The organism is Synechococcus sp. R6-10 (genome assembly GCF_047461815.1).
Lineage (GTDB): Bacteria > Cyanobacteriota > Cyanobacteriia > Thermostichales > Thermostichaceae > Thermostichus.
On record NZ_JANSHW010000180.1, the window covers coordinates 1 to 10,465 of the forward strand.

At 56.2% G+C, this 10,465-nt stretch carries 8 protein-coding genes, 1 tRNA gene and 1 pseudogene; 5 read left to right on the top strand and 5 right to left on the bottom strand.

What is annotated here, in order from left to right; genetic code table 11:
* Positions 1-171 precede the first annotated feature (171 nt).
* Positions 172-609, bottom strand: coding sequence for a hypothetical protein (locus tag NW837_RS05725; protein ID WP_414329770.1), 438 nt, complete (start codon positions 607-609; stop codon positions 172-174).
* A 486-nt stretch (positions 610-1,095) separates the two neighbouring features.
* Between NW837_RS05725 and NW837_RS05730 the strand changes: the two genes are divergently transcribed.
* Positions 1,096-1,168 (top strand) — tRNA-Arg (locus tag NW837_RS05730).
* Here the strand turns inward: NW837_RS05730 and NW837_RS05735 are convergent.
* Positions 1,130-3,829, bottom strand: coding sequence for an ATP-binding protein (locus NW837_RS05735; protein WP_414329779.1), 2,700 nt, complete (start codon positions 3,827-3,829; stop codon positions 1,130-1,132). The genes NW837_RS05730 and NW837_RS05735 overlap by 39 nt on opposite strands.
* Before the next feature lie 909 nt (positions 3,830-4,738).
* Between NW837_RS05735 and NW837_RS05740 the strand changes: the two genes are divergently transcribed.
* Positions 4,739-6,739: a primary-amine oxidase gene (locus NW837_RS05740; RefSeq protein ID WP_414329771.1), complete on the top strand. Its 2,001-nt coding sequence runs from the start codon at positions 4,739-4,741 to the stop codon at positions 6,737-6,739.
* 181 nt (positions 6,740-6,920) lie between these two features.
* Here NW837_RS05740 and NW837_RS05745 read toward each other — a convergent pair whose 3' ends face one another.
* Positions 6,921-7,178 carry a DUF3146 family protein gene (locus NW837_RS05745; RefSeq protein WP_414329773.1) on the bottom strand — a complete coding sequence of 86 codons (258 nt, stop codon included), beginning with the start codon at positions 7,176-7,178 and terminating at the stop codon, positions 6,921-6,923.
* 221 nt (positions 7,179-7,399) lie between these two features.
* Positions 7,400-7,741 carry a DUF3155 domain-containing protein gene (locus NW837_RS05750; protein WP_049749658.1) on the bottom strand — a complete coding sequence of 114 codons (342 nt, stop codon included), beginning with the start codon at positions 7,739-7,741 and terminating at the stop codon, positions 7,400-7,402.
* 818 nt (positions 7,742-8,559) lie between these two features.
* Between NW837_RS05750 and NW837_RS05755 the strand changes: the two genes are divergently transcribed.
* Entirely contained in the window at positions 8,560-9,051 is a 492-nt protein-coding gene (locus NW837_RS05755; RefSeq protein WP_414329775.1) for a DUF4168 domain-containing protein, read from the top strand.
* On the opposite strand, the gene NW837_RS05760 is transcribed toward NW837_RS05755, so the two are convergent.
* Entirely contained in the window at positions 9,041-9,955 is a 915-nt protein-coding gene (locus NW837_RS05760; RefSeq protein ID WP_414329777.1) for a sensor histidine kinase, read from the bottom strand. The genes NW837_RS05755 and NW837_RS05760 overlap by 11 nt on opposite strands.
* Before the next feature lie 176 nt (positions 9,956-10,131).
* Here NW837_RS05760 and NW837_RS05765 point away from each other — a divergent pair.
* Positions 10,132-10,293, top strand: a pseudogene (locus NW837_RS05765) (RNA-guided endonuclease TnpB family protein); the annotation flags it as partial.
* 49 nt (positions 10,294-10,342) lie between these two features.
* Positions 10,343-10,465 (top strand): FAD-dependent oxidoreductase (locus tag NW837_RS05770; protein WP_414329781.1); only part of this gene is annotated, 123 nt, incomplete at its 3' end.

A 10,465-nucleotide genomic window follows, 5' to 3' on the forward strand; every position in this document is an offset into this window, starting at 1 on the left:
TAAACCAGCCTAGAGGTTCGGGCCTGTTTTGTTCTCTGGTAGAGCAGAGCAGGCTCAGGGCTACTGAAAGCCTGCTCCGTAACGCTTTAGCGGTCGGAGTCGGGTAGTTTACCCGCACGCAAACGAGATTTTGCCTCGGTGCCGGCAGGGATCCCAAGTAGCAGCCAAAACCTAATCTTGAGTATCCAACCTGCGCACCAACCAGCGCCGCAGCGGATGCCACACCGGCAAGGATAGGATCCAGCGGGATTGCTGCTCCAGCATGAGACGCTCCACTGGATACAGGCCGAACAGCTCATAGCGGCTTTGGGCAATCAGGATCCCCATCGTGAAGCTGACACAGAGCAACAACCCCAAAGTCGGCCATCCTGGGCGGTGAAACAAGGCATATCGCAGGCCCGTCCAAGTAAAGTAATCCCACAGGCGGGCTATATCCGCTCGCAAAGCCCAAAGGCTAGGGATCCCGACCACCAGCCACAACAGGCCCAGAAAGATGAAGCTACCGCCGTGGTAGAGGCGCAACAGGCGCTTGGCTGCCGGAGACAGGGATTGAGTGCCGGAAGAAGCTTTCTTTCGCCCAACTGAGCCAGGATCAGGGAGCAAGGGCATGGGGATCCCAATTTTCGACACCTCAACACCCATTTTGGACTTATCTCCGACGCAATAGCTCGGTTGCATGGGATCCTCGAACTCAAACGAGTACTTTTCTGCTTTCGGCTCGCCCATTTTAAGGGATCGATGCACAGGGAGCCCAGTTGTGGCTCTCCCGCTGCACAGCGCCATCCAAAAAGGCACTGATCAAAGCATCTGCTCAAAGCATCTGCCGTCTGCAAGTCTTCCTTATCCGTACAGTCAAGTTTCCTGAGAGACGCCCAGACGTCCCGTTCCAAGAGCTTGGCAGACGATCTCTTTGACGTTCATATCCTGAGCGAAAACCAACATTCCCACGGTGAAGGGATCCCGACCCGGCTCCCCAAGTCAAACCGCGCAATTTGCCCAAGCAACAATGCAGAACTCAAGGTCAGAGGCAGGTTGGTCGGGGTCAGAGAATGGGAACTTGGTCGGGGATATAATGGCTCTGCATCCTTTTCTTCGGCCTTGCTAGCTCAATGGATAGAGCACCGACCTTCTAAGTCGATGGTTGCAGGTTCGAGTCCTGCGCAAGGCGCTGGGCTCTGTTTTGGGTTTCCGGCAGGCTGCCCTGGTGGGGGCACCACACCTGAGCAATCACCTGCCGGGAGTGGCTTTCCACCCGCAGGGATCCGCCCATCAGCTCCACTGCCTTTTGAACCAGCGATAGACCCAAGCCCGTTCCCCCGGCGTTGCGGCAATCCAACTGGGGGAGGCGATAGAACTTTTCAAAAAGGCGGGGCAACGCTTCTGCAGGAATTTCCGCCCCTGTATTGCGCACCGTGATCAGCCAGCCGGGACGGCCATTGGAGTTAGCCTGGCTCACACTTAAATAGATGCTTTCCCCAGTGGGGGTGTACTTACACGCATTGTTTAAAAGCTCGCTGACCACCCGCGACAAGAGGCTCTCATCCGTGCAGAGGAGCCAAAGGTCGGGATCCCATTCCACCTGGAACTGTTGGCCTTGCTGCGCAGCCCGCAGCCGGAAGGGCTCGGCAAGATTGGGGATCCATTCCTGGGGAGATAAACAGGTAAGTCTGAGGACTTTGTTTCCGGATTCGAGGGCTTGCAATTCCAACAGGTCGTTGATTAACTCCAGCTCGCGGTTGGTCTCCATCTCCAAAATCTGCAAGTAGCGCCTTTCCCGCTCGGTTAGGTTGGCTTTGGATAAAAAACCAATGGCCAGCTTCATGTTGGTGAGAGGTGTGCGCATTTCGTGGGAGACCATGTGCAGAAACTCATCCTTGAGTTGGTTGAGCTCCTGCAACTGTTGCACCTGACGCTGGATCGTTTGATAAAGACGTGCTTGGCGAATGGCGATGGCACATTGGCCGGCTACCCGCTGGATAAGCCGTTGTTCCCGCTCGGTAAATATCTGCCCCGGTGGACGGGATCCACAAATATTCCCCAAAACAAGCAGTTCCTCGTCTTGCCCTGCCAGATCCCTTTTTTCACAGATGGGGGCGACGATCAGGGTACAGCGGTCATGGTTAGGCCAGCAGGGGTGATGGAGATTGCTGAAGTGGCAAAGCTGTCCGCGCTGGAGCTGACGAAGCACATGGGCGAAATCCGCAAACGAAACCTCCAGGGGGAAGCGCCGGATCCCTTCTCCGGCCAAATAGTCCACCGCCAAAACGCTGACCTGCCGCTCTGGGTCATGAAGGGCAATGGTGCAATTGGATAGGTTCAAGCTCAGGGCCAGTTCTCGGGCTACCGTTTCCAAGATTTTTTGTTCATCCAAAGTGGAGCGAATTTCTTCGGTGATGAGCTGGAGTAGCGCTTCGTCGTTGTAAGCTTGTTCGAGCTCTGCATTGCGCACCCGCACTTGGTAATCCAATTCAGCATTGGTCTGTTGCAGCTTTTGATAAAGCTCTGCCTGCTGAATGGCCACTGCCAGGTGCTCCCCAATGGCCTTGGCCAACTCGATCTCATCGGTTTGCCAATCCGGATCTGAAGTCAGGCGCCGCAGCGATAGCCCGCCCCACATTTGTTCCTGACAAGCCACCGGGATCACCAGCCAAGGGCCCAGTTGGTATTCTCGCTTCTCATAAATGGCAAAGGGATCGGCAATCTGCTCCGGATCCTGGACATGAAAAATTTGCAGCCGTTTCAAATGATCGAAAACCATAAAATCCCTGCTATCCGGCAGTCGCAGGTTCAGATTGTTGGGCAAATTAGGAAATCGGCTATGGCTGGCAATGCCCAACCACACGGCCTCAGCGGGCAGGTACTGATAAAGGGTAACTCGTGCTGCCTGCAACACTGCCCCCACTTCCCGCACCGCCACATCAAATAGGGTGGGTAAGTCCAGAGAGGTGTTGATGGCCTGAATGAGCTGATTAAACAGTCTTTCTCGCTGCAATTGCCGCTGCAGTTTCAGCTCAGCTTGCTTGCGAGGGGTGATGTTTCTGATGATCACCAGCACTTGATCTTCCCCAAAGGGAACGATGCGGGCCTGGCGATATTGGGGCTGAGGGGATCCCTCTGGGCAGGGGTATTCGATCTCTTGAGCTTGCCGGGTTGCCAAGGCCAGCTCCAGATGCTCGCGAATGGCTTGGGCTATGGGTTCCGCCCCACCGGTGCAACCGGTATCAGGAAACAGCTCTTCAGGAGTTTTGCCCAGGTAGTAGGCAGGGGGATGGGGGACAGAAAAATGGCTGGGCGGCTTGAACTCCAGACAGCGGCCCTGGCGATCCAGACGAAGCAGCATGTCGGGCAGGGCTTCCAGGAGCTGGCGATAGTGGCGCTCTCGCTCGGCCAAGGTGATCTCTAATTGCTTGCGCTCGCTGATATCCAGGGTCACGCCGACAATCTCGCCGGGATCCCCTTTCGGCCCCAAGAGCACAATCCCCTGGGAAAGCTGCCAGCGCATCTGGCCGTCGGCCTGGTAAACCCGATATTCCACCGAAAAGTTGGGATCCCCCTCTACCGCCCTGGGCCCAGCCGTCTGCAAAGCTTCTTTCACCCTTTGGCGATCTTCTGGGTGAACGTGCTGCAAAAACACTTCCAGGGTGAAATCTTGGCCGGGATCCAGCCCGTATTTGGCCTTGCACTGGGGAGAAGCACTCAACTCCCAGGTGCGCAGATCCAGTTGCCAATAGCCCAGTTGGGTGGCTTCTAAGGCCAAATAGAGATGCTCTGGATAAAAGCTGCCGTCTCCTGGCCGCACCGGCACCAGGCGGTATCGAGTTGAAGCCATCTCCCTCACCAGATTCTATGAGCCCTGCCTCATTGTGGACAATTTTCAGAGAACCTGGGAGATCCTACTATTCGAACTGTTAGAAATTCCTAACCTTAAGCATGGCTCCAGGGTAACTCTTAGATATGTGTTCTCCGACACCAAACCTTCAACTTGAGCTGGACTTCAACTTCACGGGGAGAAGGCCTAGGGTCACACCCTGCTGATGCGACCAGGAGGCTTTGGGCCGGGCTTGTGGGAAAGGGGGGTGCCTCTGCTATAGTATCGTCAGTTGCATTTCGGATCCCAAGTGGTGGGATCCCCCTGGCAGGTAGGGTCAGGGCAGGCTTCGAGATGTCTTTGCGCTCTTGCGAGAGTTGACGTTGCGTTGAGCTTTCTCGGTGTGATCCTGCCCTTAGCCTGCGTGAAGCGTTTTCTCTTTTTTATGCTTTCCTGTGCAACGTTAAGCCTGACGTTTAATCACAGAAAACTTCTCCTGCTCTCGAGTTTGGGTTTATCTGTAGTAAGACCTGCATTCAGATTTTCCCGATGGGTTGACGGTTTCCTGTTCGCCCTGGCGCGGCTTCTCAAGGTGCCGTTGCCCTCTTCATTTGGTTATCGGACGGGGAAACAGAAGATTGCTAGATCTGGACAATTAGCAGGGCCGAGGTTGTCTTCACTTCCTTGGGCTTTGGCTTAAGTTTTCCTTTCCCCGGGTATCTCTTGCAAAGTTGCCCGATGTTGGCGATGGCAACAGGATAGTCTGTTTAGCCTGCTGTTAGGTTTTCTGGATTCTCTGAGTTGGGTTGATGGGCTGGCCCGCGGCATGGCGAGCGAAGGGATCCCTTTGACCTTTCTCAGCAGACTTCTCCCTATTTTTTCCTAGCTCAGCTCAATCATTTTCCAACTGAAGAATTCAAGGTTATTGCTGTGGTTTGTGAAGTTTCTCCCAGTTTGGATCGACATAGCCAGTCGAGTGAATCTGCTTTGCTTGGCCAGGCTTCATTGCCCCAAGGCCACCCCTTGGATCCCCTTAGCGCCGAGGAAATGCGGCAGGTGGTGCAGATCCTGCGCCGGCAACGGCCCCTCAGTTCTCAGTGGCGCTTTGTAACCATCCAGCTACAAGAGCCGGAGCGGCCTTGGATGGAAACTTGGCAGCCGGGGCAGCCGTGGGATCGGCAGGCTTTCGTGGTGCTGTTGGATCCGGCCAGTGGCAACACCTACGAAGCCGTGGTCTCTCTGTCAACACAGCAGGTGCGCTCTTGGCAGCTCATTGCGGGCGTGCAGCCCCCTCTGCTCGACGATGAGGTGTACGCCTGCGACCGCCTGCTCAAGGAGGATCCCCAGTTTTTAGCGGCTTTGCAGCGCCGAGGCATTGCCGATGTGGATTTGGTGATGGTGGACTACTGGACGGTGGGCTACTTCGGGATCCCGGAAGAAGAAGGGCGGCGGCTGGTGCGAGGCTTTTGTTTCCTACGTACTTCCCCTTGCGACAACGGCTATGCCCGCCCCATCGAGGGGCTCTACCCCTGGATTGACCTCAACCGCATGCAAGTTGTCAAGGTGGAGGATCGGGGTCTGTGGCCCTTGCCGCCGGAGTCCGGTAACTTCGACGAGCTGTTTTTCAAAGATTTTCGCCAAGACTTGAAGCCGCTAGAAATCACTCAGCCCCAAGGGGTGAGCTTCCAGGTGGACGGCCACCACATCCGCTGGCAGAAGTGGGATCTGCGCATCAGCTTTAACCCGCGAGAGGGGCTCGTCCTCCACCAGGTGAGCTACGAGGATCAAGGCCGCCTTCGCCCCATTCTCTATCGGGCTTCGGTAGCAGAGATGGTGGTGCCCTACGGGGATCCGCGGGATCCCCACTGTCGCAAAAATGCCTTTGATGTGGGGGAATACGGCATTGGCATGCAGGCCAATTCCCTGCAGCTGGGCTGCGACTGCTTGGGAGAGATCTACTACTTCGATGCCTGGTTGCCCACCAACAGCGGCGAGCCCATGCTTTTGAAAAATGCCGTCTGTATGCACGAGGAGGACTTTGGGGTGCTCTGGAAGCACACCGACTGGCGCACGGAACGGGCGCAGGTGCGGCGCTCGCGGCGGTTGGTGCTTTCCTTTTTCACCACCATTGGCAACTACGACTACGGCTTTTTCTGGTACTTCTACCAGGATGGCACGCTGGAGTTTGAAGCCAAGCTCACCGGCATCATCAACACTTGCGCCACGTTGCCGGGGGAAGAGCCGGAGTTTGGCGTCTTGGTGGCACCCCAATTGTCTGGCCTCAACCACCAGCACTTTTTCACTGTCCGCCTCGATATGGCGGTGGATGGGCCGTGCAACTCCCTCTATGAAGTGCATGCAGAACCTCTGCCTCTGGGGCCGGATAACCCTCACGGCAACGCCTTTCGCGCCCGCTCCACCCTGCTCAAAACCGAGCAGGAGGCTAAGCAAACGGTGGATCCCTTGCGGGGCCGCTATTGGAAGATTGTCAACCCCAATCGCCACAACCGCCTGGGACAGCCGGTGGCCTACAAACTGATGCCGGGGGAAAACGTCCAGCTTTTGGCCCACCCCGACTCTTGGCTGTACCGACGGGCAGGATACCTGGCCCACCACCTCTGGGCCACGCCCTACCATCCCGGCGAGAAGTTCCCAGCAGGGAACTACCCCAACCAACATCCCGGTGGCGAAGGGCTGGTGCAATGGACGCAAGCGAACCGCTCCCTGGAAAACACCCGCCTGGTGCTCTGGTATAGCTTTGGCTGCAATCACTTCCCCCGCACCGAGGACTGGCCAGTGATGCCGGTTAGCTACATCGGCTTTATGCTCAAGCCCCTGGGCTTCTTTGAGTGCAACCCAGCTCTGGATGTGCCTCCTCCCCCGCCGAAGACCAAAGGCTGCTGCAGCTTTATTGACTACCCCCCTGCCTAGAGGGCGAGGATTCTTTCAAGTGCGAACAGCTTGGGCGCGACAGGAGTGAGAGGGGAGGCACTCTTCGCCCACGGGGCTTGAGACCTGGTTTCTGGGTCACCGTAGCAGGTGCCTTCCATTGCTCAGCCCCGGTCTTTGGTGCTGGGCAAAAGCTCTGCTCAGATCTGCTCAGATTGAGAGTTCACAAGCTGCTGCGAATCACAAACGAGTAGTTGCTGCCCGGTTCCAGCAGATAGTCGGATTTTTCCAGAAAGCGGCTCAAGGGCTCGCAAATCAAAGCTCGCCCCACAGAAGGCTCCACTCTGAGTTCTCCGGCCCGAAAGCGCCAGCAAAAGCGCCAAACCCAACCATTGGCATTGACTTCCCCCTCAATGGCACCCTCTTGCCAAGAGCGGCGGGTAATTTGGATGTGGGCAGTGGTCTGAGGCAGTCGGCTCATCCGGCATCTCCCGACGGGATCCCTTGTAGGGTAGCGCGTGGCTCCCTCGCTGCCGCCAGCAGATCCAGCATGGGGAGTGAGGTATCAGAAGCTCAACCCGTGGGGAGGGATCCCGTACACAGGGTCAGTTCTTTCGATCTTCTGAGAGCGGCTGCAACAAACCCCCCAGGGTAGGGGGGCTGTTTCCTGAGCTCCTGCTAATAGGAAAAGCTGGTCAGAGGCTAGCGAGCGGCAGTTGCAAGGGTCTTCGAGGATTTTTTCTCTGGCTTTTCAGCCGCAACCTCTGCTAACAAAGCTCGCAGGCTGGGAAAAAGGAAGTGGTTCTCCTCGACATATTGCGCGCCGAACAACCCCTTCTCCGCCCAAAAAAACCGATCAACGGTATGCTCATTTCGCCGCACCAAAATAAGTGCGGGGGGCTGAATAGACTTCTCCTGAATATATTTTCGAGCAGCGGTTACAGACTTCTCCTCACCACTGTCCAAATTAAATTGAGGAATGTGATCTAAAATCTTGCGCCCTTCCAGACGACGGCGGCTCTTACGCTTTCTTCTCCTAACCAATGTAAGCCTCCTGTAGAAGGATGACCGAACAACCGCAACCGCAAAGAATATATCAGCGCTGCTTAAGAAAAGCAATAACTTTTACCCATTTTTGTTATCATCTTTTACAAAGGCAATAAAGACAGCAGTCGCCCTCAAAGCCCTTGAAGGGTTACTTATGGACGCGCCCAAAAAAATCTAATCGGGAACCTTTCTCCGAACAAAAAATCCTCCAACAATCGCCTGCAAAGAGAGCTGGCGATTGGGCGTTTGCTAGGTTGACTGCTGATATTGATAGGGGATCCACGGGCTCTGACACCTGCGAAGAAAGTCAGATGCCGATGTGGGAGATCCGCATCAAATCTGGCCCCTAGCCTAACATTAACAAAAACGATACTCAACAGAACATATACCTAAGCTCAGCTTCAAGACAACCCCCTTTGGGCTGAAGTGCTAAGTCAATTGCCAATGCTGCAAGTCTGGAGCTGCTCAACCGAGGAGAGAAAGGGGCACTCCGGTGCCGGGCTACCGTTGAACAGCGCATGTAAGACTGTACAACCAACTTCTTGTTTCTACAAGAGATCCACTGCAGATCCCCAGCATGTCCACACAGCCCTTTCGCGAGTTCATCCTGGGAGCCCTGGAGTGAGGAGTTCTGGTACCGTAGGGATTGGATGGATCCCGCCTCAGGTGCCGGCAAGCTGGGATGAGCTTGATGGGCATTCAGGACTGCGTTGAACCGATTAGACGGAATTCAGGCATCTTGCTAGTCTGGCTTCAGGTTTGGCTGCACCTCAAGGGCTTAGGTCTATCTTGTCTGGGTTTGGGGAGTTTTGGGCATGATGAAATTCGCGTTGCTGATGGGTCTGGGACTCAGCTTGGGATCCCTGCCGGCTTGGGCACAGGGAGCAACCCCGTCGCCCGGCCCTGCTGCAACTGCTTCTCCGACTTCGGGGGGGGCTCCGGCCACAGCAACTCCCAGCCCTGTGGCATCTCCAGCCCTGACCCCAGAGCAAGTCACCGATGCCCAGGTGGAACAGTTGGTGCGGATTCTGTTGGAGTTGGATCCCCTGATCCGGGAAGCGAGCGCCCAACTGCGGGAAACCCAGAACGAGGAGGAGTACGAGCAAATTATGCAGCGCACAGAAACCCAAGCCAGCCGCATTGTCGAGGAGCAAGGGCTGACAGTGCTTCAATACCGCGAATTGATGACCTTGGCCAACGAAAATCCTGTTCTCAACCAGCGGGTTCGGGCCCGCTTGCAAGAAGTTTTGCAGGAAGGGGAAGCTTCCAACTCTCCAAAGCCGGCTACCCCGACGCCTACACCCTAGGCTGAGCTGGCTTGCCTTGGCCAAAGGCAGGGAGAACCCGAGGCAGCCGCAAGGTAAAGCAGGTGTGGCTGGCCCCGCTGTTGAGGTGAATGCTTCCTTGCAACAGGCTTACCCGCTGCCGCACAAGGGCCAACCCCAACCCTGTCCCCCCTTGCCGCCAGGGATCCGCGCTGGGCACCCGATAGAACTTCTCAAATACCCGCTTTTGCTCTTCCAGGGGAATGGTTACGCTGGTGTTGAGGACTTGGATGTCCAGGTGGTCGGAATGGCAGGTGGCCTGAAGGCTGATCAGGTGCTCAGCAGGGGTGAATTTACATGCATTTTTCAGCAATTCCGCCAGCACCGACTTTAGCACTCCCGGCAGGGTAAAAATGGCAGGCAGTCCTGGAGGGATCCCAAGGCTGAAGCGCTGATGGTGACTATGGGCCTCCTGAGCAAAGGGCTCCGCGATCTGGGGCAACCACTCTTGCAGCTCCAACCAGCAGGGCCGCTGTGAACCGTTCGCGTTAGCGGGACGGAGTCCCTTGAGCATCTCCAACTGCTGCAGTTCCAGCAGATCCTCGACCAGTCTGATCTCCCGCTCACATTCGTTGTCCAACACCTTCAAGTACTGAGAGATTTTGGCCAGATCCGGGGATCTGGGAGCGCCCTGGGCAGGCAGCAGGACGGAGCTGAGCAGGCGGATGGCCATTTTCATGTTGGAAAGAGGAGTGCGCAGCTCGTGGGACACCGTGCTAAGGAAGTCATTTTTCAGGCGATCCAGCCGCTGCAATTCCTGTACCTGGCGCTCCAGTTGGGCGGTGCGGGCCTGTACCTTTTCTTCCAGGGTGCGGCTCAGTTCCTGAACCTGTTGGAACAGTTCCGCCTGCCGAATGGCGGTGGAGAGGTGATCGGCCAAGGCCAAGATCAGATCCTGATTGGTGGCCAGCCAACCGGGACGTGCTGTTTTCAGCTAGAACCCGCAGGAGCCCCGCACTCTATTAGTGGCTAGTGACTAGTGGCTAGTCACTACCCACTCACCACTATCCAGGGTCAGTGCCGGAAGGAATGCGGCCTTCCTTGATGAAGTACAATCGGCGCATGACCCAAGTCCTGACTGTAGCTTGCAAACTCAAGGTGTCCCAGTCGCAAGCTGCAAAATTGGATGCGACAATAGATGCCTTTGTGCAGGCGTTGAACTGGGTGAATCAGAACACACCACAAAAGACAGCCAACGCCGTCAAACTGCAATCCCTTTGCTATACTACCAGATGGTACCTCAAGGCAGCTATCCAGAGTGCAGTCCACAGTGGTGATTGGGGCGGGGCCAGCTGGATTGAGTGCCGCCTACGAGCTGAACAAGCAGGGCTACCCGGTAACGGTTTTGGAAGCGGATCCGGTGCAGGTAGGGGGGCTATCCCGCACTGTAACCTAC